The following is a 20,484-nucleotide window of genomic DNA, read 5'->3' as shown; positions in this document are numbered from 1 at the left end:
TCTCTAATAGATAAATACTGGAGAAAATCATGCATCCAATCTATCCCGATTTGAAAAATAAGCACGTTTTGATTACAGGTGGTAGTCAGGGTATTGGAGAAGCTTTAGCTCGAACCTTTGCAGAACAGTCAGCTGAGGTAACTATTTTAGATATAAACTACGACAAGGGGTTATTAATAGCTACAGAATGTGAACAATTAGGATGTAAAGTTAATGTATATTCTGTAGATTTAACTGATACCTCAGCACTAACTGCAACCTTGGCACAGGTTAAAAAAGAAAGACCTGTGGTGAATGTTTTAATTAATAACGCTGGTTATGATCCTAGATATCCCTTATTGGAAATGTCAGAGAACCAGTGGAACGACTTGTTTCAGTTAAATGTGGTGCATTATTTCGTGACTTGCCGTGAACTTTTGCCCGACATGATCGCTGTTGGTGGAGGTAGCATCATTATGACTAGTTCTCATGTAGTGTGGGTTGCTAAACCAGATATGATTGCCTACAACACAACTAAGGCAGCAATTATCGGTATGGTTCGCAGTCTGGCGACGGCAGTGGGGAAACACCATATCCGGGTGAATGCTGTAGCACCAGGTTGGATTATGACCGAAAGACAGATAGATCAATGGGTGACACCAGAAGCCAAACACAAAAATCTACACGAGCAACAATTGATTCCCATCGAACTTACACCAGATGAATTAGTGGGAACTTATCTGTTTCTGGCCTCGGACACCTCCAGAGCAATCACTCGTCAGACATTGGTTGTGGATGGTGGATATGCCCAAAGCTAAGATTTTAGATAGAAATATTTCTTTCAATCTCCCAAAATTGTAATTCACTCTAAAGAGAGATGTAATTTGAGCGCAGCATTCACTAATTCTATCAATTCTGTACTCAAACTACCCATAGCATCTCCTAAAATCCGCTGTTTAGAAATTGTGCGTACTTGCTGGGCTTGAACTTTAGAAACCACATTCCGCAGGTATTTTTTGAATTTTCGGAATTATCTATAACCCAATGATAATAAGGCTTTCAGACAATTACACGCAATTCTATATTAGGGCGATGCCTTCGGCGCGGCGTAGCCATCGCAGCTTTAGGTAGAGCTAGAATCAAGCTTATTGAGAATAATGTCAATAAATTAGTTGGTTTGAGATTAAATTCATTGAATACCGACCTAGATTGCAAAAAGCATGAAGTTGTTATTATGATTGGGTTTTAGCTGTTTTATGAAATTCTTTTTTTGACAAAATAACCTGCTGGGAAAAATATTTTGAGTATATTTACTCATGCTGAATGTGGGCTTTACAGCAATGGCAACAAGTTGTTAATACTTGGCAACAAGCTACAAGACTCATGCAAACTATTCCAGTTTCTAGTATTCATTATCCAGTTGCCCAAAAAAAGATGATTGAATATCAGCATAATTTGCATTATGCTCATAAAAACACGCTCTTTAGTAAAAAATAATATAAGTACATAGGCAAATAATTTAGAATCCTAGATAAATTATTTGATAAAACCTCTCATTTGTGATAGATCAAAAGTAAGAGGTTATTAAAAAAGCTATTAAGTAGGTGAACGTAAAATAACCAAAATGTGTAACGATATGTAAATCTACCCTTATGCGTTATTGTGGTTGAGTTTCAGCCATTTTACAAAACGGAATATATTTTGATTTTCCTCCGCCCACCTACTTAAGCTGGTTAGAACTATTCAATTTACCAGGAGTAAAAATGATCAAATTCCGTTATTTATTCTTATCTATCGCGGCTTGTGCGATGATTTCCCTGAGTTCTTGTACCAGCGACTCACCCACAGCAGATGTTAAATCAACACCAAGTACAGCCCAAGTTGCCGAAACCAGCGCCCATAGCGGTCATAGTGGTAAAGCTAAAATTAATATCAATAATGCAATTTTATCCCAATTAGATAAATTAGAAGCTACATTAGGAATTCCGGCTTTATCCAACAAAATCCAAGCTAATCGTCCCTACGCTAATCCAACGGATTTGGTCAGTAAAAAAGTGATTACTCAACCACAGTTTGACCAAATTAAAGACATGGTGACAGTTGAGGAAGTGGTACTTACAGGTGAAGCTAAAGATATTGACTACATGACCAAATTGGGGTTAATGAAAGGACATCTTTTAGTAGCCAAAGAACTACTAGATCAAAATCAACCCAAACAAGCTCAACCCCATATTGGACATCCAGTAGAAGAGATTTATATTGATATTGAAGAACAATTAGATGAGCGCAAAGTTAAAGAATTTAAAAGTAATTTGGTCAGTTTAACCGATTTAGTTAAATCTAATCCCAAGGATGCCAAAATAAAAACTAACTTTACCACTTCCGTGCAAGCTGTGGATAGTGCGATCGCCGCTTTACCAACCGAAGAACGTAGGAAACCCGAATTTGTTCTCCAAGTTATCAACGGTTTACTAGATGCTGCTAACTCAGAATATGGCGCAGCAATTGCCAACGGCAAAATTACCGCCCCCATTGAGTATCAAGATTCTCGTGGCTTTATAGTCTACTCTCAAGAACTATATAAAGGTATTTCTAGCCAAATGACTCAAGAACATCCTGAGTCGCACAAAGCCATAGATACAGCTTTTATGGAATTGGTGAAAGTTTGGCGTACTGCTATCCCTCCAGTCCAAGCAGTCAGCACTCCAGAAGATGTTACCAAGCTAGTAAAAATCATCGAGGAAAATACCCAAAAAGTGCGAACAAAAACCAGCACTAAAGCACAAAATTAGTATTTTCACACCATTGGAAGTCCAGAATAAGACGTTTAAAATGGTGAATAAGAGAGAAAATAGTTAAAAACCAAAAGTGAAACCAGTTTGGGGTTTTAAAACCTGAAAAAAGTATAACTGCTCACTAATAATTGGTATCTAAAAACTCTCCTCATGTAACTTTGCTCAACTTAACAACTAATGCAAGAACTCGACCACCAAAAGACCATTGATATTCTCAACTCCATCATGGAATTTGAACTAGCAGGGGTAGTTCGTTACACCCATTATTCCTTAATGGTGACAGGTCCTAATCGTATCCCCATTGTGGCATTCTTCAAAGCACAAGCCGCAGAATCTTTACTTCATGCTCAACAAGTAGGAGAAATTCTCACAGGCTTAGAAGGGCATCCTACGTTGAGAATTGCTCCAATGGAAGAAACTTTCAAGCATAATGTTAAGGACATATTACAAGAAAGTTTATCCCATGAAAAGAAAGCTTTGGATATGTACAAAACTCTTCTAGAAACCGTCAATAATGCCAGTATCTATTTAGAAGAATTTACTCGTGGTATGATCGGACAAGAAGAGATGCACAATCTCGAACTCAAGAAAATGTTACGCGATTTCAGCTAATAAAGCAGGAGTCAGGAGTCAGGAGTCAGAAGTTAGACCTTAGACGTTAGACGTTATAAATCACGAGAAGCAAAATCTACAACTAACAACTAAGAGGGTGTTTGAAAAGTTATGGTTGATGTATCAAATATTTTTTACCCCTCCCTAACCCTCCCCTTTACAAGGGGAGGGAACTGGATTTTTATTGTTTCCCCCCTTTACAAGGGGAAAGGGGGGGTAGCAATGTGATGAAAATTACGGAATACCACTTTTAAAACATCCTCTAACAACTGACAACTGACAACTGACAACTGACAACTAACAACTGACAACTGACAACTGACAACTGACAACTAACAACTGACTAATAAAATGAATTTTAGTACCGCTCTACCTACTTTTGTAATTACCCTCAGAGAAGGTGTGGAAGCCGCTCTAGTTGTGGGTATTGTCCTCGCATTATTAAAAAAAGCCAAACAATCTCGATTGAACCCTTGGGTTTATGCTGGTGTTATTGTTGGTATTATAGTTAGTGGCTTAATCGGTATTTTATTTACGGGGATCATTAAATTCTTAGGATCTATTAATCCTCAATATACCTCCGTTGTTGAGCCAACATTAGAAGGTATATTTAGTGTTTTAGCTATAGTTATGCTCAGTTGGATGCTTATCTGGATGACAAAACAAGCCAGATTTATGAAAGCACAAGTTGAGGGAGCAGTCACAGACGCATTAGGCAAAAACTCAAATGCTGCTTGGGGAGTTTTTAGTTTAATTTTAGTCGCTATTGTCCGCGAGGGATTTGAAACTGTTTTATTTGTTGCAGCCAATTTTCAACAAGGTTTATTACCAACTTTAGGCGCACTGGGTGGTTTAGCAACAGCCGCAGCTATTGGGGTTCTATTATTTAAATGGGGTGTGAAAATTAATATCCGCCAATTTTTCCAAATCATGGGCGTTTTATTAATATTAATTGTTTCTGGCTTAGTAGTCTCCGGGTTACAACACTTTGATGAAGCTATAGCCAATCTGTCCCTGAGTAGTCGTTCTTCAGAAAATCTTTGTTTCTATTATGAACACTTTACCAGAATTCATTCTTGCATCTTAGGTCCAATAGTTTGGAATACCGAAAAAATCTTATCTGATGAACAATTCCCCGGTATCATTCTCAAATCATTATTTGGTTATAGGGACAAAATATATATTGTTCAAGCTGTAGGATATTTAGTATTTCTTACCAGTATTGGTGGACTATATTTCCGCAGCATTACAGGTGGAAATAATCAATCTAGCAAAAACAGCAAAAATAAAGTTATGACTAGTACCGCCAGCAGGAATTAAAAATAAAAGACTGATAATCAGGGAACAGGGAAGAATTTGACCCTGTTCTCTGTTTCCTATATCTTGCATTTTACTCCGAAATATGAAAAGTCGAACTAATTATAGGCGCTGACATTTCTGAAATAGGTGAGACTACCTTGGGACGTATTGGAGTAGTATTACTCAATACGGCGATAAGTTGCAATAAAAATGTAATAAAGGCTGCTTGTATAAGTTTTTCTAGCATAATAACCCTCTTTTTATTTATATGGATGGGACTCCATAGGAAATTGTTATTCTCAATGCACTTTGTGTTATTGGTTTATCGAATTCGGTGAATATAACTTGAGAATATCGCAGAAATCTATTAAAGAATGTGATCTAGATCTCTCTTTATATGTACCTAACAACTGAGACGGTTATTTTTCAAAAAAGTGTCTTGTAACTACAAATTTATTTTTAAATTTACGGAAATAGACAATTCCAATACTCCAGGTACTCAATTACTGGAAACCGTATAAATACTGATATTTGCGTAAGATATATTTCTTCATAAAAAATCCTATCTGTTCTCTTTACCCAGTTTCTTTGAATGTTAATTGGCAATTTCAACACAATTAGCCTTTGTCACCGATAGAATAAATGAAAAATAGCTAAAAACACGCTAAATGATTCCTATCGTTATTGAACAATCGGGTCGAGGCGAACGTGCCTTTGATATCTATTCACGGCTGTTGCGTGAGCGGATTATTTTTTTGGGAGAACAGGTTGATAGCAATCTGGCCAACTTGATTGTTGCCCAACTGTTGTTTTTAGATTCTGAGGATGCGGAGAAGGACATATATATGTACATTAATTCTCCTGGTGGTTCAGTAACAGCGGGCATGGGTATTTTTGATACAATGAAGCATATCCGCCCCGATGTCTGTACAATTTGTACTGGATTAGCCGCAAGTATGGGAGCTTTTCTCCTTAGCGCGGGTACAAAGGGTAAGCGGATGAGTTTACCCCATTCACGGATTATGATTCACCAACCTCTCGGTGGCGCACAAGGACAGGCGACTGATATAGCAATTCAAGCCCGCGAAATTTTGTATCACAAGCAGCGGCTGAATGAATATCTTGCTGAACATACTGGGCAACCTTTTGAGCGAATTTCTGAAGATACAGAACGTGATTTCTTCATGTCTCCTGCTGAAGCTAGGGACTATGGATTGATTGACCAAGTAATTGACCGTCATGCTGCTGGTAGTCGTCCTGTAGCTTTAGTTTAGTCATTGGTCATTAGTCATTGGTCATTGGATAACTTCCTCCTAACTCCTGACTTCTGACTCCTGACTCCTGACTCCTGACTCCGAACTCCGAACTCCGAACTCAGGTGACTCCTGATGCTAAAATCCCGCAATGGGGTCTGGTTGGGATTTGAGGTAAGTGAGAAAATTTCGTAGTTCTTCTTCACTTAGGAGAGAACGTCCTCGTTTGCTGTAGGTTTTGACTAGATAATCTTTTCCTTGTTCTGGTGTCCAGCCTAATCGCTCGATTTCTACGTCTGTTTGGGCAATAACATCAGATAAGTTGACTGGTTCATTGCGTCTTTTGTTTTTACCAATGGCTGACTGGACACCAGTATCTTCGTAAGGTGTGTAACTCCGAGGGGTGAACGGTGTAACATTACTCGGAGGGACTTCTGCTAAGGGTCGAGATTCTGGTTCTTGATGTGGGAATATTTCTGGTTTTGTAACTTGAGTATCAATTTGCTCTTCTAGAAAGGGTGGTGTATATATTGCAGTGTTGGTGTTGCTGACCGGAGGAAGGGGTGGCGATTCCTGTAGAGCAGGTTTGATTGGTGGTGGAGTTACTGATGGTGAAGCTGATTTTGTGGCTTCTACTGGGAGGTTTTTGATGCCTAGAACTGTGAATGCTCTATCTCTAGCTTGGTCTTCTGCTGCTTCTACTGTTTCTGCTCCTGCCATACCCGTTGCCTTGGTGATGCCTTCGAGTTGTATACTGACACGGACGATATATTTCCCTTGAAAAATTTCTATTAGTTCTGAGATAATACTGCCGTTGGGGTACAAGTTCTGGAATTGTGCCAACATAATGCTTTCAACCATTTTTATCTAAATTTTCCTAATAACGTCAGTTCTTAATTAGGGAACAGGGAACAGGGAACAGGGAACAGGGAACAGGGAATGAGTCAAGAATTTTTCTCCATTACCAATTACCAATTATACTCAACACGGCTTAATAATTTGATTCTGTGGGTAGGGGTAAAGCAAAAGCTTATTGGTGTCAACTTAACGTAAAACATCTATCCCGCAAAGAACTCAAGTCGTCTCGTTCCCAGTCTCTGACTGGGAATGAATTCTAGAAGGCTCTGCCTTCAATGATATTAGAGGCAGAGCCTCATCAACTGCATTCCTAGTCAGAGACTAGGAACGAGATGTGGTAGGGATTTGAGCTTAAGTTGACACCAATGAAGCTCTTGCTTTACCCCTACAAATCTAGGTTTTTCGTAATTTTGTAAAAGTCCATGTCTCAACCGTGTTTAGCATACCAATTACCAATCCCCTAGACAAAACCCTATATTTCAATATAAAGTCTTACTGAGAACTAAGCACTCACAATTTTAAATATGTTCTGATACTAGCAGTTGTTCAACACAAATTGTTGTCTATCTTTAAAATGCTATACTAATTACCCAATTAGATATCTAGAAGTATTTTTAAAGAAGTGCGCTCTAAATCTACAATGATAAAGATAAGGTTTGCCCTCGTTGCCTGTGTTTTACTGCTTACCTGATTGTTACCAATCCTACATAAGCGAGAATTGGATTTTTCAGCGGTTTCTGCCAGTGAAGACATGGCTAACGCCACGCTATGTTATCAGATGCTAATGGCGTGAGATTACCTTATATCTAAACCATCAAACACCTATGGTTAAACCAGTTTGTAGTTTGTGGGTGGTATAGAGAGTTCTTCAAACCAAGTCTCTCACTCATCCATGATCTAATTACTTAGTGTTTAATTATTGAGTATCAGGAGTGCATGGTGAAGATTGTTTAGATCAGGTCAAGGGTCACGCAAGCAAACTCTGAGATTGTCGTGCAGTGAGAAGTCACTCGATTTTGGATTGACGATTTTGGACTTCGACTTCGCTCAGTCGAACGATTTTGGATTGACTCCACCAAACAAGTGTAGAAGCTCGAAAACTTTGGATTTGGGATTTACGTTAGCGAAGCGTACGCAGCGCAGCGAGTATTTTTCCGTCCTGAAAGACGGAAACCCATACTAAATTTTTTTAATCTAAAATCTAAAATCTAAAATCTAAAATTTCCGGTCAACGCAGGGGCTTCCTCTGACAATGACTATGGCTAATGCCACGCTGCGCTATGAGCGGACTTGCCTTTTCTACGAAACACTACCCAAGGGCAAAATTCGTACAGCAGCAAGTGTCTGTAGACCGTGAGGGGATACAGTAAAGAGCCAGATTCGACAACAAATGATGTTTTGACCAAAGGTCGGTTCACTGCATGGAATTTTCAATCGCTACACTTCTTGCCAATTTCACAGATGATAAATTGGTGGCTCGTAAAGTCCTAGAAAAGAAATTGGGTTGTGAGGATGAAGAAAGTCTAGAAAAACTCCAAATTACTTTGGATGTGTTGGAAAAAATTGGGCTTTTGGTGAAGGAACGGGGGAAATATCGCCGCGTTACGGAAGAGGGATTGATTGAGGCGAAACTACGTTGTTCTAGTAAGGGCTTTTGTTTTGCAATTCAAGATAGCGAAGGCTCAGAGGATATTTACATCCGCGAAAGTCATTTGAGTAATGCCTGGAATGGCGATCGCGTTTTGGTTAGAGTCCTTAAGGAAGGTAGTCGCCGGCGATCGCCTGAAGGTGAGGTGAAGTTGATTATGGAGCGGTCTAATCATACTTTACTCGCCAGAATTAAGCAGGTGGAGGAAGGGTTTCGGGCTGTTCCTTTGGATGACAGATTGCTGTTTGAACTGAAACTACAACTCAACAGTATGAAGTTGGAAGAGGCTATTGACCATTTAGCTCACGTAGAAATTCTCCGCTATCCGTTGGCACAATACCCTCCCTTGGGTCGAGTGGTACAAATTCTGGGTAGTGATGCTGAAGCGGCAGCGGATATAGATTTGGTCACTTGTAAACATGATTTATCCCGAACTTTTCCCGATTCGATCCTCGATGCGGCGGCGAAGTTACCCAAGAGACTCCTGAAAGCAGACCTGAAAAATCGTCTGGATTTACGTGATGTTTTTACCTTCACTATTAAGAGTACCAACGGTGATGAGTCGGTGGTAGAAAATGCCTTTAGTGTCGAAAAAATTAGTGCTGACAATTGGCGATTAATTTTTCACATTACGGATGTTTCCCACTATATTCAAGCGGATGAAGCTTTGGACAGGGAAGCACTCAAGCGTGGTAAGTCAGTGTATCTAGGAGAGTTATTATTGCCGATGTTACCAGCAGCGGTGACAGAACGGTGTTCTTTAGTCCCTGGGAGCGATCGCTTGGCTCTTTCCTTGATCATCACCATTAACCCTCAATCAGGAGAAGTGGAGGAGTGGGAAATTCAACCTAGTGTGATTAATGTAGATGTAGCCGTTAGTCAAGGGGAGACAGAAAGCATTCTCGCTGGTGAAAGCACCAAAGTGGCAGCCGCAGTCCAGGAGAAATTGCCAGATTTGCAGACTTTAGCTAATGCTATTAAACAGGTACGTCTACAGCGCGGTAGTTTACAGTTGAATCTCCCACCTAGTCATAACCCCTATTATGATGAGGGATCAATGGGATCTGTGGTACTGAATGACTTACCTGGGCGATCGCTGATTACAGAGTTGGTAATATTAGTGAATCAACTCATGGCTGATCACCTCAGTGCCTTGGGGATTCCTAGTTTATGGCGAGTTCAAGGCACACCTGATCCCGAAGATGTTCAGGAAATGCTCAAACTAGCTGTTAATTTAGGTGTGGAATTGGGACTAGATCCAGAATTGGAAATCCAACCCCTAGATTATCAACACTTGACCGGTGCTTTTGCCGATTCCCCCTCGGAACAAGTTCTCACCTATTTATTACAAGATACCCTCAAGCCTTCCGTCTACAGCACCACCAAAGGTTCTCATTTTGGACTGGCTTTATCCCAATATGTCCACATCACCGCCCCCTTACGTCGTTATCCAGACATCTTCTTACAACGGGCGTATCATCACTTAATAGAACATGGGCGCGATCGCCGGAATACCCGCGTCAAAGATCGGATTAACCTGCGCCATTCCAATTGTCACGAAGAAATTAATTGGAACGTTCTCCCCCCAGAACTCCACCAAGAAATCCAAAGTGACTTAGCCAGAGTCATTGTGCAAATTAATGACCGGGAAAAAGAAGTCCAAGAAGCTGAAGCAGATTTAGCCGGACTCCAAAAAGCTTCCTTAATGAAACAACGCATTGGCGAAGTCTTTCCCGGCGTAATTACCGGAGTTCAATCCTACGGCTTCTTTGTCGAAATTGAAGTCCCAGTAGAATCGCCCACAGAAACCAATCTCGCTAATACCTTACGGGTAGAAGGACTGGTTCACGTCAGTTCCCTCAAAGACGATTGGTACGAATATCGAGCCAGACAACAGGCTTTATTTGGGCGGAAAAATCGAGCTTCCTACCGATTAGGTGATAGCTGTATGGTACAAGTCAAAAGTGTTGATTACTACCGTCAACAAATTGATCTTGTCACCGTTGGTGCTGATGGTTTACCAAAAAGTATGGGCGCAAATGGTAACAATGAAGATGAAGATACAGGAGACATTTATTCACCCAATAAAACCGACCCTTTTGATCAAGAACCCTATGATGAGGAATAGTCAGTTGTTCTTTGTCAGTTGTCAGTTGTCCATTGCTCTTAAATACTGATCACTGACCACCAACCACTGACCACTGACTAATGACCACTGACTAATGACTAATGACCAATAACACAAAACCTTTAATCCTGGGCGTAACAGGTGCATCCGGTCTGATTTACGCTGTTCGCGCCCTCAAATTTCTCTTGGCAGCAGAATATCAGATTGAACTGGTAGCCTCTAAATCAACTTACATAGTTTGGCAAGCAGAACAGGAAATCCGAATGCCAGCAGAACCAGATAAACAAGAGCAATTTTGGCGACAACAAGCCGGAGTTCCCGAACAGGGGAAACTTCGGTGTCATCCTTGGAGTGATGTTGGTGCTGGTATTGCCAGCGGTTCTTTCAGAACTTTGGGGATGGTCATTATGCCTTGTAGTATGAGTACAGTTGCCAAACTGGCTGGGGGACTCAGTTCTGATTTACTAGAACGAGCCGCAGATGTCCAAATTAAAGAAGGACGTAAACTGGTAATTGTCCCCAGAGAAACTCCTTTTAGCTTAATTCACCTGCGGAACTTAACGACCTTAGCGGAAACTGGCGTGAGAATAGTACCTGCTATTCCTGCTTGGTATCACAACCCTCAAACCATTGAGGATTTAGTTGATTTTGTGGTTGCTCGCGCCCTAGATCAACTAGATATTGATTGTGTACCGATTCAGCGTTGGCAAGGTCATCTATAGCAATCAAAAATTAATCATTAAAAATGGAAAGACTAAATTTTTAATTTTTAATTCTATTTAAGTAGATGAACCGAAAAATTTAAAGGTATGTGAAGAAAATTCAGAGGGAACAGGGAACGGGCAACAGGGAACAGGGAAAACTCATGTTTAAAAACATGAGATTGAAATAATGACACTGTTTTTTTTCGTGCTACGCATCTTTTAAAAACATCTTTTTTCTTGACTGAGCTTTAAACTCAGAACTAAAGTTTCCTGTTCCCTGTTCCCTGTTCCCTGTTCCCTGTTCCCTTTCTTTGTAAAATCGCCCAAAACTCTCTTCCTGTTCCCTGTTCCCTGTTCCCTGTTCCCTTGCCCCAACGACAATTTTTAACGCCAACCTACTTAACTCGTTTGTGGCAATAGCTATTTTCATCTGTTTTCCCCTGGTGTATTCTCAAATTTTGCTGCAATTTTGAATTCGTTATGGCTGTAATTCGCTTAATTATCTTGGTGACGGCAATGCTGGGACTAATAATAATATTAGTTCAAAATTTGTCGCCCTCACTTCCACTAATATTTTTGGGAATGCGAACTCAAGCATTACCATTAGCATTGTGGATTTTATTGAGCATAACTGCTGGTATTTTTACATCTTTAATAATTACTAAATTATTAAAATTTACCACTGATTTAAATTTACAAGCACAACAACCTATCCCTAAATCAATTCCGACTTCACCCCGTGTCAGAGAAAATACGCCTCCTCCTAAAAGTCCGTCACCGACCGTTACTCAAGCTGATGATGAATTTGATGATTGGGACACAAATCGGAATCAAGATGATTGGGATGATAGCGAAACTTCAGAATCAGCACAAGCAACTTCTACAAGTCCACAAACTTCTAATTCCCGCGCCAGTTCTGTTTATTCCTATAGTTCTCAATCCCCGAAAAATACTGCTGTAGGTAAAACTGAATCAGTTTATGATGCTGATTATCGGGTCATTATTCCTCCTTATCAAGAATCAGGAAAAAATCAGGTAACGGATGATGATGACTGGGATTTTTTTGAAGATGATGATTTTGAGGATGATGAAGAAAATAAACCACAAAAACGCTAATCTAAGCTTAAATCATAAATAGTAATTTTAATTTTACAGGAGAAAAATACTGATGATTGATATCTTAAAAGGAGTTAACCTCTACTTAATTGGCATGATGGGTGTTGGTAAAACAACAGTAGGAAAGTTACTAGCAGAGGAAATTGGTTATAGATTTGTAGATACAGACGAAGTGATAGTCAAAGCCGCGGGTAAATCTATCAACGAAATATTTGCCGAAAATGGTGAAGCAGAGTTTCGTCAACTGGAGGGTGATGTCTTAGCTCAAGTTTGTGCCTATACTAAGTTGGTTGTAGCTACTGGTGGGGGTATTGTCATACGGCAACAGAATTGGAGTTACCTCCATCATGGTTTGATAATTTGGTTAGATGCACCAATACAAATAATCTTACAGCGATTGGCGGCAGACGATACTAGACCACTTTTACAAGATGCTGATATGGAAAGTAAATTGCGATCGCTTTTGGAACAACGTCAGCCAATGTACTCCCAAGCTGATTTACATATTACTATTAGCGCGACCGAAACACCAGAAGAAATTGCCACACGCATCCTAGCCACAATTCCCAGTATTCTCAAACAGCAATAATTCTTTCTACACCCATTTATAACCCACTTGAATATCAGATCCCCGACTTCTTAGAGAAGTCGGGGATCTGACTCTTGCAATGTATACCTACGGCACGCTACGCTATCACAAATCAAATACGAATTGCTATAAGTAGTGAGACAGAATTAATTACACAATGTCATTGCATTAGCGAAGCGTGGCGTTAGCCATATGGAACGAAGTGAAATGAAGCAATTCCAAGGGTTGTGATTGCTTCCCTTCCCTCGCAATGACTGTAAATATTTTTGTCCAATTACTTATATCTATAAAAAGGAATAGAAAGCAGTTAATTTCTTGTCAAAAGCAAGATGCAGAATTTCCACATCAGGAGTTGAATTGAATCTAGATTCTATCATTATCCTCGACGGGGATGAAATCTATGACTATATTTTCTCTTGATGAACTCAAAAATTTAGTCCAAAATCCTGAGTATCCATGCGTTTCTCTGTATCTACCTATGGAAAAACTAGGCGGAGAAACACGACAAAATCCAATTCGGTTTAAAAATTTAATTCGAGAAGCTGAAAATCGCTTAGATGACATAGGGTTACGCCATGCTGAAACTATAAATTTGCTCAAGCCAGCAATGGAATTAGACAATACTGATTTTTGGGAAATTCAAAATCAGGGATTAGTAATTTTTATTTCCCCAAATCTATTTCGTTACTATTGTTTACCTATTTCCTTTCCCAAATTAGTGGTTGTGGGCAAAAATTTCCACATTAAACCCTTACTAAATTTGATTAATAATGATGGACAATTCTACATTTTGGCTTTAAGTCAAAAGAATGTTCAGTTTTACTCAGGAACGCGCTACCAACTCCATGAGGTAGAAGTAGAAAATATGCCTCGTAATTTGGAAGAAACTCTTTTAGAAGATGAATTTCAAAAAGGTGTACAGCATAGAGTTGGTATAGCTAGAGGTGCGACTTCCGCCGCTCAACAGCCTGGTTCTGTCCATGGACAAGGTAGTCCAGATCGAGAGAAACATGAAGAAGATATTTTACAATTTTGTTATGCTGTTGATAGTGCATTACATGAAAAATTACGAGGTAAAAAATCACCTTTAATATTAGCAGGCGTGGAGTATTTATTACCAATTTACCGACAGGCTAATACTTATCAATATTTAGTAGAAACAGGTATTACTGGCAATGTAGAACTTCTCAAAACCCAAGAATTAAATCAGGCAGCTTGGGAAATTGTTGCCCCTTTATTTCAGCAAGAATATGAAGATCTAATGGCTGTTTATCTGCAACTAGCTGGGGAAGAAAGTAACAAAATTGCCAATGATATCAAAACAATTGTTCCCGCTGCATATTATCAAAGAGTTGATACTTTATTTGTGCCTGAAAAAGAATATATATGGGGTAAATTTGATTTACCAACTGCTACGGTTGAGTTACATCCAGAACCGGCACCTGAGGATGAAGATATGTTAGATTTTGCCGTGATTCACACCATGTTAAATGGTGGTAAAGTATATAGTCTAGAGCCAGAAGCAATGCCTAGTGGAGTCAAAGTGGCGGCTATTTGCCGATATTAATTTTTTGAGTCGTTAAGTTGTCGCCGTGCTGCTGCTAAAATTAATCTTTGTTCAGCACGAGCGATCGCTTGATAAGTCCTTTCCACTGCTTCCGGTTCTACAGAAATAGAACTAATCCCCCATTCTATTAATTTATCAATCATTTCTGGATAAAGTACCGGAGCTTGACCACAGATAGAACAGGAAATACCCCCAGCTTGAGACATCTTAATTAATTGAGATATTGCACCCATCAGTGCTGGATGACTTTCATCAAGATATTTCGAGCCTATTCCTGGTTTTCCCTGTTCTCGATCTATTCCTAACAATAATTGTGTTAAATCATTTGTGCCAATGGAAATACCCATCACACCAGCTTTAATATATTCAGGTAATAGAAATAATACACTAGGAACTTCTGCCATCATCCATAATTGAAACTGGGATATTTGCATTAACCCAGCTTGTTCAACCTTGTGACGACAAAATACAAATTCTTCAACACTGCGGACAAAAGGTAATAGCAAATTAATATTTCTATAGCCAGATGCTTGAACTATCGCTAAAGCTTGTAATTCTAATTCAAAAACAGCCGGATTTTGTATATAGCTGAAAATACCCCGATCACTGATAGTTGATGACTTTGATAATGGGGGATCTGTACTCAATGATGGCAAATCATGAGGTAGCCAATCTAAAGACCGATAAAAAATCGGTCTGGGTGAAAAAGCACGGGCAAACTGCATAATTTGCTTAGATAATAACTCCAATAATTCCGCTTTTCTTCCGGCTTTCAACCATTCTTGAGGATGTTTTTTCTCCAGAATATTTAACATCATTAATTCTGAACGCAATAATCCCACCCCATCCACAGGTAAACCTTTTACTTGTTTAATTAATCGTTCTTGACTCAGATTTATGAGTAACTTAGTCGCAATTATGGGTAAATTGATTGGCTGATAATTGACAATTTTTTCCTCTTTAATTAATCCTTCTATCTCCTCACTAGGAAAATTTTCTTCATCACCTGTGAGCCGATATACTTCTCCCTTATCACCATCTATTAATAATTTTTCACCTGCTTGTAAAATAGTTGTTGCACCAGTGGCACTCACCACCGCAGGAATGCCCAACTCTCTGGCTAAAATCGCCCCATGACTAGTTAATCCCCCTTGTTCTGTAATAATCCCCGCAACTCCTTGTAGTAAGGGCAAACAATCAGGAGTAATCATTGGGGCGATGAGAATTATGCCTTGAGGAACTTGGATTACTTTTTGTGATGAACTAAAAATATGGGCATTAGCAATAATTCTCCCTCTGGCTGCCCCAACGCCTTGAATAAATTGCACACTCTTATTTACAGATTGGGGAACAGTGACTTCTGTAATATAGAGTTTTGTGGCTAAAGATTCTTTGGCAACTGTCCATTTCATAGTTAAAGTTGCACCTAATTCACTGACTATTTGATTGCCTACAGTAATTAATTCTTGCAAAAATTCTTCTGGCAAAGCATATTCTTGTTGTTGAGATTCTTCTAAAATATAAGCTAATAAAAAATCAGTATCTAATGTTGGTTGCAGTTGTTCATCTGTAAAAGCATTACCATGATTAAGACGATACGCCAACATCTTATTACCCAATTGTCTTTCTACGACTGCGCCGGTTTTTGGTTCTATGTAGTAAACATCTGGTAATACTTCACCGTTGGTAATTGCTAGTCCTAAACCCCAAGTAGCTTCAATATCCCATGCCGATGATTTAGTATTGATTACACCAGAAGCGATCGCATTGTCAACTGGTTGCACTAACACCCCTAAATTAATGCTTGGTAGACTAATCCCCGCACTGTGCCAATATAATAAACTTCTCGCGCGGAATAACTGACTCCAAAGCAGCTTTAAAGCCTCACCGATTTCCTCTTCTTCACAAGGACAAAATACTGGTTCTAATAACCCAGACACATTGTTCATTTCTTGGTTATTTGATATTGCCAAACTGGGACGCAAAATTAAACTGCTTCTTTGCCATTGTCTCGCAGCTTGAAAAATTGTCCTCACCCAATGAGGTGGCACAGTCGCTGAGATAATTTCCTGACGTAAGCGCCCGGCTACCTGTTGCAGTTGTCGCCAATTATGTACATCTAAATGTAGAGAAGAATAGGGTAAATCAGCAATTAACGACTCTGAACTGTTGAGAGTTTCCAGGAATTGCCGTAAAACATCCGCTTCTACCACAAAACCAGGCAGAACAGGATAGCCCTGCTGTTTAATCTTACTTAAATAAAACGCCTGAACGCCAACCTTGGGGCGGTCTTGTAGTTTAATTTGGTCAAGCCAATAGAGTTTATCCACTCAATTTATTAAATAATATTTATTACATACTTTTTGTTACTATATTACCAATTAGTCCGAACAATTGCCCCGATTTCATTTATTAAATTATTTACCACCGAAAAAAATTGATCAATCCTTATTATATTGCCAGTAGTGACTGGCTAAACACCGGTCTTCGTCTGTGTTTCGCCTTGTTTATTGGGGCTATAATTGGCTTAGAACGACAACTAAAAAACAAACCGGCAGGTTTAAGAACCCATATGTTAGTAAGTTTGGGTTCAGCCGTATTTACTCTCATCACTATCCAAACAGGTGGTACACAACTTAGTGCTGATTCTATTAGTCGCGTAGTTCAAGGTATTGCGGCTGGAGTCGGTTTTTTGGGGGCTGGGGAAATTTTGCGTGAATCTTCCCAAACATCAAAATCACCGGAAATTCACGGATTAACTTCTGCTGCTGCAATTTGGGTAGCTGCTGCTTTGGGAATTGCTGCTGGGTGTGGTTTATGGCAATTAGGATTAATGGGTGCTGTTTTAACTGTAATTATTCTACACATCTTTAAAAGATTAGAAAAATTTAATTAAGTAGGTGAACAGAAAAATTTATATGACATTAATTGCCTTTTTCACCCAGATTAGGACAGCTGATAATTAACAATTGTACCCCACCATCAGCTGTATTAATAGCCAATACAGGAGGGCGCTGATCAAATTTAGCTTCTGAAGGCATAGATGGAAACACATAAACCCAACCATTACTTTCAATTAATAGCCGCCAAACAGTAGATTGATCTGTATCATCATTTATTCCCTTAAAAGTCTGGTTGAACTGTTCTAAGCTGTTACGCAGCTAAATTTGACAACCATAATTTACTTGAACTTTGTGGTGCGGGCATCTTGCCCGCTAGAATTATACAAACTAAATACACAACAGCTTACATCCCCAAAAATACGAGATTCTTTCAGGGAGGGATTTGTGAATAGATTATCTAAATTACGTCCCAAAGGAAGTTTATCTTTAGCACTAACAAGACTAACTATAGGTCTTGTAGAAGTATTATTAATCTTTCATTAATAATTTGGTGACGGGAGATAACTACTTCATATACAGCACTTCCCGGTGTTATGAGGTACATATCTAGCGGGCAAGATGCCCGCACCACAAGAGTTTCATGATTCAACTTTGTACCTCATCAGAGTGGAAAACGCTGTATAACCCACATTCCGCACCATTAACTGTCACAATCGGTTATTACGGAATTTACTTCACCTATCCAAAATCATCTTGAAGCTACCCTGACGCGCTATGTTTTTTTGTTATGGTTTTGGACGTTAATTAAAATCTAAGAATAGTATTTTTTCTCTAAAGCATATTTAAACGGTGACTCAATTTAATTTATCTTTTACTTAATAAAATACGCCGTACTGATTATTACTATCTTCTATGGTTTTTTCGGTTTATATCAGTTTTCAAATAGCTTGTTTAAGTTGTTCTGAATTATTATTTTCATCTTATAATTAGATTTTAATCTCTTTGTTTTTTTGTCTATGAAGAATGCAACAGTTCAAGAAGCAAGAGCATATCTTCTCGAATTAATAGAGTCAGTGTTAGAGGGTGAAGATGTGGTCATTAGTCGAGAGGGTAAACCGTTGGTGCGTTTGATCCGCTATGAAGCGGAACCTGAGCCGCGGACTCCTGGGGCTTGGGAAGGGCGCGTTTGGATGGCTGATGATTTTGATGATGAGTCAGAGGAGATTAACGCTATGTTTTATGGAAAAGGTTAATGGGGTTTTTATTAGATACCCATGTTTTATTGTGGTGGTTAGCAAATGACCCAAAGTTGTCGGCAGATGTGCGAGAAATTATTAGAAATCCAGTCAATGATAGTTTTGTCAGCGCAGCAACAATATGGGAAATAGCGATTAAAACTTCGTTAGGAAAGTTGAAGCAACCCGATGATTTGTTGGCGGTGCTTCGGGATAATCGGTTTCAAGTTTTGGATATTTCGGCAGAGCATTGTTTGAATGTGGGTAGTTTGCCTTGGCATCATAAAGACCCGTTTGATAGGATGTTAATTTCTCAAGCTTTGGTGGAAGGTTTAACAATAATTACGGTAGACCAAAAGTTTAAATTTTATGATGTGCCATTATTTTCTGACGATTTCGGGTAGTTGAAAATCTCCAATGTTTGCAAAGTGTTTTTCTATTATAGGACTCCTATTTGATTTTTGAACAGAACTCGGTACATACTGAAATCCTTCTTCCCTGTTCCCTGTTCCCTGTTCCCTAACTCAACGGAAAATTCAGGAATCAAACCGGATTCCTATATAATAATAATTTCTATTTAGCTTCAAAAAATTCTGGAGACCAAGGGGGGTATAGCCTTAGCGCGGTTGGGGTGTATTTATTGAGATTGGGAATTGCTATAAAATTGGTATCAGTTGTCAATTTTTCCCGCACTTACAGATAGAATCTGGGAAGATTTCAACCATTGAGAGTCAAAAGCGCTCAAATGAGTGGTAGTAATTAAGGTTTGAAAGCGGTCTTGAATAGCATCAAGTAATTGATTTTGGCGAGATGGATCTAATTCGGCTAAAACATCATCTAATAATAATAAGGGTGGTTCATTAATAACTTCTTCAATTAATTGTAATTCTGCTAATTTCAAAGCTAAAACTAATGTTCTTTGTTGACCTTGAGAACCATATTGACGGGCAGGAGTTTGATTAATAATTAATTCTATTTCATCGCGGTGGGGTCCAACTAACGTTATCCCTCGATGTGATTCTGCAACTGCTCTTTGTTGAAGTTTAGTAAAAAAGGCTGCTTGTAATTCTTGAGGAGAGGTTTTTTCTAAGGGAATATTAGCAGCATAATTGATTTGCAGAATTTCGGATGCTCCACTAATACTAGCGTGCCATGCAGAAGCTATAGGAGCTAATCGTTGAATAGCTCTATTTCTTCTCATAATCACCTTTGTACCAGCAGTTACTAATTGTGCATCCCAGATAGCTAATTCTGATTGTAGAGATTTTTCTGGTGTATTTAGATAAAGTTTTAAAAAAGCATTGCGTTGGCGTAAAACTTGGTGATATTGGTGCAAAATGTGAGCATAAACTGGTTCTAATTGAATTAAGAGTGTATCTAGCCAGTTGCGACGAATTTCAGGACTACCACGCACCAATTCTAAATCTAAACTAGAAAACTCTACTGCATTGAGAACACCGAGAAAGTCCATTTGTCTGGGGACTATTTGCCCATTTATGGCGACGGTGCGACGCGTTTGACGACGGAAGGTGAGAGTTAAATCGCTATGGCTATGAATCCGGTCTAGGGTGGCATGAATTTGGGCGGTAGATTCACCTTCCTTAATTAAATCACGATCGCGTGCCATCCGGTGCGATCGCAATGTTGCCAATAACTCCACAGCCTCTAACAAGTTCGATTTTCCTTGAGCATTATTACCTACCAAAATTGTTTTAGCAGCGGTAAATTCAACTTTTTGGTTTTGGTAATTCCGAAATTGTTTGAGGTGTAAAGTTTTTAAGTACATAATAGCTGAAGAGTCAAGATCCCCGACTTCTATAATAAGTTATTCTTGAGATGAGAAAATTATTTTCAGAAG

The 20,484-nt window shown here is 39.1% G+C and carries 20 protein-coding genes; 14 read left to right on the top strand and 6 right to left on the bottom strand.

Going from position 1 to position 20,484, the window contains the following annotated elements:
• Nucleotides 1-29 precede the first annotated feature (29 nt).
• Entirely contained in the window at nt 30-797 is a 768-nt protein-coding gene (locus HEQ36_RS23260) for an SDR family NAD(P)-dependent oxidoreductase (protein WP_053537628.1), read from the top strand.
• Nucleotides 798-841: 44 nt separating this feature from the next.
• On the opposite strand, the gene HEQ36_RS23255 is transcribed toward HEQ36_RS23260, so the two are convergent.
• Nucleotides 842-979: a type II toxin-antitoxin system PemK/MazF family toxin gene (locus HEQ36_RS23255; RefSeq protein ID WP_234413266.1), complete on the bottom strand. Its 138-nt coding sequence runs from the start codon at nt 977-979 to the stop codon at nt 842-844.
• A 323-nt stretch (nt 980-1,302) separates the two neighbouring features.
• Here HEQ36_RS23255 and HEQ36_RS23250 point away from each other — a divergent pair, with 323 nt between their 5' ends.
• The 5 genes from HEQ36_RS23250 (at nt 1,303) to clpP (ending at nt 5,959) form a co-directional block, all read left to right on the top strand.
• Nucleotides 1,303-1,476 (top strand): hypothetical protein, encoded by a 174-nt coding sequence (locus HEQ36_RS23250; RefSeq protein ID WP_199924358.1) that lies wholly within the window; start codon nt 1,303-1,305, stop codon nt 1,474-1,476.
• Nucleotides 1,477-1,742: 266 nt separating this feature from the next.
• A complete protein-coding gene (locus tag HEQ36_RS23245) occupies nt 1,743-2,771 on the top strand; it encodes a helix-hairpin-helix domain-containing protein (RefSeq protein WP_053537627.1) in 1,029 nt (342 codons plus the stop codon).
• 180 nt (nt 2,772-2,951) lie between these two features.
• Entirely contained in the window at nt 2,952-3,386 is a 435-nt protein-coding gene (locus HEQ36_RS23240) for a ferritin-like domain-containing protein (RefSeq protein WP_027403547.1), read from the top strand.
• Nucleotides 3,387-3,737: 351 nt separating this feature from the next.
• Nucleotides 3,738-4,706, top strand: coding sequence for an FTR1 family protein (locus HEQ36_RS23235; RefSeq protein ID WP_053537626.1), 969 nt, complete (start codon nt 3,738-3,740; stop codon nt 4,704-4,706).
• A gap of 647 nt (nt 4,707-5,353) precedes the next feature.
• Nucleotides 5,354-5,959 (top strand): ATP-dependent Clp endopeptidase proteolytic subunit ClpP, encoded by a 606-nt coding sequence (gene clpP, locus HEQ36_RS23230; protein ID WP_027403550.1) that lies wholly within the window; start codon nt 5,354-5,356, stop codon nt 5,957-5,959.
• Between the two features lie 117 nt (nt 5,960-6,076).
• Here the strand turns inward: clpP and HEQ36_RS23225 are convergent, their stop codons facing one another.
• Nucleotides 6,077-6,784: a hypothetical protein gene (locus HEQ36_RS23225; RefSeq protein ID WP_053541150.1), complete on the bottom strand. Its 708-nt coding sequence runs from the start codon at nt 6,782-6,784 to the stop codon at nt 6,077-6,079.
• Nucleotides 6,785-8,217: 1,433 nt separating this feature from the next.
• On the opposite strand from HEQ36_RS23225, the gene HEQ36_RS23220 reads away from it, so the two are divergent.
• Both HEQ36_RS23220 and HEQ36_RS23215 read left to right on the top strand, forming a co-directional pair.
• The gene (locus tag HEQ36_RS23220; RefSeq protein ID WP_053537625.1) at nt 8,218-10,572 is read left to right on the top strand and encodes a ribonuclease R family protein; all 2,355 of its coding nucleotides are present in this window, start codon (nt 8,218-8,220) and stop codon (nt 10,570-10,572) included.
• Nucleotides 10,573-10,673: 101 nt separating this feature from the next.
• A complete protein-coding gene (locus HEQ36_RS23215) occupies nt 10,674-11,294 on the top strand; it encodes a flavin prenyltransferase UbiX (protein WP_053537624.1) in 621 nt (206 codons plus the stop codon).
• Between the two features lie 190 nt (nt 11,295-11,484).
• On the opposite strand, the gene HEQ36_RS23210 is transcribed toward HEQ36_RS23215, so the two are convergent.
• On the bottom strand, nt 11,485-11,706 hold the full coding sequence (locus HEQ36_RS23210) for a hypothetical protein (RefSeq protein ID WP_290708557.1): 222 nt from the start codon (nt 11,704-11,706) through the stop codon (nt 11,485-11,487).
• A gap of 50 nt (nt 11,707-11,756) precedes the next feature.
• On the opposite strand from HEQ36_RS23210, the gene HEQ36_RS23205 reads away from it, so the two are divergent.
• The 3 genes from HEQ36_RS23205 (at nt 11,757) to HEQ36_RS23195 (ending at nt 14,548) form a co-directional block, all read left to right on the top strand.
• Nucleotides 11,757-12,392 carry a LapA family protein gene (locus HEQ36_RS23205; protein ID WP_168635179.1) on the top strand — a complete coding sequence of 212 codons (636 nt, stop codon included), beginning with the start codon at nt 11,757-11,759 and terminating at the stop codon, nt 12,390-12,392.
• A 52-nt stretch (nt 12,393-12,444) separates the two neighbouring features.
• Nucleotides 12,445-12,981, top strand: a complete 537-nt coding sequence (locus HEQ36_RS23200) for a shikimate kinase (RefSeq protein WP_168635180.1) — start codon at nt 12,445-12,447, stop codon at nt 12,979-12,981.
• A gap of 400 nt (nt 12,982-13,381) precedes the next feature.
• Nucleotides 13,382-14,548: a hypothetical protein gene (locus HEQ36_RS23195; RefSeq protein ID WP_168635181.1), complete on the top strand. Its 1,167-nt coding sequence runs from the start codon at nt 13,382-13,384 to the stop codon at nt 14,546-14,548.
• Here the strand turns inward: HEQ36_RS23195 and HEQ36_RS23190 are convergent.
• On the bottom strand, nt 14,545-16,878 hold the full coding sequence (locus HEQ36_RS23190; protein WP_168635182.1) for a putative PEP-binding protein: 2,334 nt from the start codon (nt 16,876-16,878) through the stop codon (nt 14,545-14,547). The genes HEQ36_RS23195 and HEQ36_RS23190 overlap by 4 nt on opposite strands.
• 107 nt (nt 16,879-16,985) lie before the next feature.
• Here HEQ36_RS23190 and HEQ36_RS23185 point away from each other — a divergent pair, with 107 nt between their 5' ends.
• The gene (locus tag HEQ36_RS23185) at nt 16,986-17,444 is read left to right on the top strand and encodes an MgtC/SapB family protein (protein ID WP_168635183.1); all 459 of its coding nucleotides are present in this window, start codon (nt 16,986-16,988) and stop codon (nt 17,442-17,444) included.
• 452 nt (nt 17,445-17,896) lie between these two features.
• Here the strand turns inward: HEQ36_RS23185 and HEQ36_RS23180 are convergent, their stop codons facing one another.
• The gene (locus HEQ36_RS23180; protein ID WP_205748406.1) at nt 17,897-18,040 is read right to left on the bottom strand and encodes a hypothetical protein; all 144 of its coding nucleotides are present in this window, start codon (nt 18,038-18,040) and stop codon (nt 17,897-17,899) included.
• A 367-nt stretch (nt 18,041-18,407) separates the two neighbouring features.
• Here HEQ36_RS23180 and HEQ36_RS23175 point away from each other — a divergent pair, with 367 nt between their 5' ends.
• Both HEQ36_RS23175 and HEQ36_RS23170 read left to right on the top strand, forming a co-directional pair.
• The gene (locus HEQ36_RS23175) at nt 18,408-18,644 is read left to right on the top strand and encodes a type II toxin-antitoxin system Phd/YefM family antitoxin (protein WP_168635184.1); all 237 of its coding nucleotides are present in this window, start codon (nt 18,408-18,410) and stop codon (nt 18,642-18,644) included.
• Nucleotides 18,644-19,030, top strand: coding sequence for a type II toxin-antitoxin system VapC family toxin (locus HEQ36_RS23170; RefSeq protein WP_028090203.1), 387 nt, complete (start codon nt 18,644-18,646; stop codon nt 19,028-19,030). Before HEQ36_RS23175 ends, HEQ36_RS23170 begins: the two co-directional genes overlap by 1 nt.
• A gap of 266 nt (nt 19,031-19,296) precedes the next feature.
• On the opposite strand, the gene recF is transcribed toward HEQ36_RS23170, so the two are convergent.
• Nucleotides 19,297-20,412, bottom strand: coding sequence for a DNA replication/repair protein RecF (recF, locus tag HEQ36_RS23165; RefSeq protein WP_168635185.1), 1,116 nt, complete (start codon nt 20,410-20,412; stop codon nt 19,297-19,299).
• Nucleotides 20,413-20,484 lie beyond the last annotated feature (72 nt).

Origin of the sequence: Anabaena sp. 54, assembly GCF_017355725.1 — a bacterium.
Lineage (GTDB): Bacteria > Cyanobacteriota > Cyanobacteriia > Cyanobacteriales > Nostocaceae > Dolichospermum > Dolichospermum heterosporum.
This window is presented reverse-complemented; position numbering and strand designations above follow the sequence as displayed.

Bases quoted from the DNA above. Each gene is read 5' to 3' on its own strand.
- HEQ36_RS23260 (WP_053537628.1), top strand. From the start codon at position 30: ATGCATCCAATCTATCCCGATTTGAAAAATAAGCACGTTTTGATTACA.
- HEQ36_RS23250 (WP_199924358.1), top strand. From the start codon at position 1,303: ATGTGGGCTTTACAGCAATGGCAACAAGTTGTTAATACTTGGCAACAA.
- HEQ36_RS23245 (WP_053537627.1), top strand. From the start codon at position 1,743: ATGATCAAATTCCGTTATTTATTCTTATCTATCGCGGCTTGTGCGATG.
- HEQ36_RS23240 (WP_027403547.1), top strand. From the start codon at position 2,952: ATGCAAGAACTCGACCACCAAAAGACCATTGATATTCTCAACTCCATC.
- HEQ36_RS23235 (WP_053537626.1), top strand. From the start codon at position 3,738: ATGAATTTTAGTACCGCTCTACCTACTTTTGTAATTACCCTCAGAGAA.
- clpP (WP_027403550.1), top strand. From the start codon at position 5,354: ATGATTCCTATCGTTATTGAACAATCGGGTCGAGGCGAACGTGCCTTT.
- HEQ36_RS23225 (WP_053541150.1), bottom strand. From the start codon at position 6,784: ATGTTGGCACAATTCCAGAACTTGTACCCCAACGGCAGTATTATCTCA.
- HEQ36_RS23220 (WP_053537625.1), top strand. From the start codon at position 8,218: ATGGAATTTTCAATCGCTACACTTCTTGCCAATTTCACAGATGATAAA.
- HEQ36_RS23215 (WP_053537624.1), top strand. From the start codon at position 10,674: ATGACCAATAACACAAAACCTTTAATCCTGGGCGTAACAGGTGCATCC.
- HEQ36_RS23210 (WP_290708557.1), bottom strand. From the start codon at position 11,706: ATGAAAATAGCTATTGCCACAAACGAGTTAAGTAGGTTGGCGTTAAAA.
- HEQ36_RS23205 (WP_168635179.1), top strand. From the start codon at position 11,757: ATGGCTGTAATTCGCTTAATTATCTTGGTGACGGCAATGCTGGGACTA.
- HEQ36_RS23200 (WP_168635180.1), top strand. From the start codon at position 12,445: ATGATTGATATCTTAAAAGGAGTTAACCTCTACTTAATTGGCATGATG.
- HEQ36_RS23195 (WP_168635181.1), top strand. From the start codon at position 13,382: ATGACTATATTTTCTCTTGATGAACTCAAAAATTTAGTCCAAAATCCT.
- HEQ36_RS23175 (WP_168635184.1), top strand. From the start codon at position 18,408: ATGAAGAATGCAACAGTTCAAGAAGCAAGAGCATATCTTCTCGAATTA.
- HEQ36_RS23170 (WP_028090203.1), top strand. From the start codon at position 18,644: ATGGGGTTTTTATTAGATACCCATGTTTTATTGTGGTGGTTAGCAAAT.
- recF (WP_168635185.1), bottom strand. From the start codon at position 20,412: ATGTACTTAAAAACTTTACACCTCAAACAATTTCGGAATTACCAAAAC.